The sequence below is a fragment of the Streptomyces sp. P17 genome (genome assembly GCF_032436805.1).
Classification (GTDB): Bacteria; Actinomycetota; Actinomycetes; order Streptomycetales; family Streptomycetaceae; genus Streptomyces.
This window is the reverse complement of the sequence record NZ_JAVRBF010000196.1, coordinates 1-975: the sequence shown is the minus strand read 5'-3', so window position 1 is coordinate 975 and position 975 is coordinate 1. Positions and strand designations below refer to the sequence as shown.

At 65.1% G+C, this 975-nt stretch carries 2 protein-coding genes; both read left to right on the top strand.

Annotation, left to right across the window (positions count from 1 at the left end):
- Nucleotides 1-784 (top strand): hypothetical protein (locus RMT89_RS40325; protein WP_315888718.1); only part of this gene is annotated, 784 nt, incomplete at its 5' end.
- Nucleotides 784-975, top strand: a 192-nt coding sequence (locus tag RMT89_RS40320; protein ID WP_315888717.1) for a hypothetical protein, incomplete at its 3' end; no start/stop codon positions are given. The genes RMT89_RS40325 and RMT89_RS40320, both read left to right, overlap by 1 nt.

Sequence of the window (975 nt, the reverse complement as noted above, 5' to 3'; positions counted from 1 at the left end):
CGAGGTCGCCGCCGATGGTGGCCTGGTCGCCGTCGAGCAGCACTCGATGGGGACGCGCCGAGTCCGTATCCCCATCGACCGGCTCGTCGTGTACGTCAGTGAGCGCGAGGGCGCTAACTGGGCGGGCGAGAGCCTACTGCGATCGTGCTACAAGAACTGGCTCATCAAAGATCGACTGCTGCGCTCCCAGGCGTTGACTGTCGACCGCAACGGTCTCGGCGTTCCGGTGTATACGGGTGCGCCTGTGCCGGATGGAGCGACGGCGCTGGAGCGTGATGCGTGGATCGCTGCCGAGCGTGAGAATGGTTTGGCACTGGCGACGGCGTTCAGGTCTGGTGAGCAGGCTGGTGCGTCGATCCCGAGCGGCGCGAAGCTGCAACTGCTCGGCGTCGAGGGCGACCTCCCGGATGCTGACAAGCCGATCCGGTACCACGATGAGCAGATCGCCCGCGCCGTCCTCGCACACTTCCTGAACCTCGGGACCCAAACGGGCTCGTGGGCGCTCGGCACCACGTTCGCAGACTTCTTCGTCGGGTCGCTGCAGGCGGTTGCGATGCACATCGCGGACGTGACTCAGCAGCATGTCATCGATGATCTGGTGGACCTCAACTGGGGCGAGGACGAGCCTGCACCGCAGCTCGTCTTCGATGAGATCGGGGCGAAGAGCCCGGCTACGGCGGACGCAATCAAGGCTCTGGTTGACTGCGGAGCCGTGACCCCCGATGAGGGGCTGGAGGACTACATGCGGGCCAGCCATGGCCTGCCGGTGAGGGAGGTGGCGTGATGGCGACTCAGCACTACTGCTCGATCGAGATGAGGGCTGATGGTGGTACCGAGACCGTGGCTGATGTCCGCATCTACGGCGACATCGGGAGATGGGGTGGTGTGTCCGCCAAGGACTTTGCCGAGCAGATCGCGGCGCTCGATGTCGATCAGATCAACCTGTACGTGAACTCTCCGGGCGGCGCTGCCTGG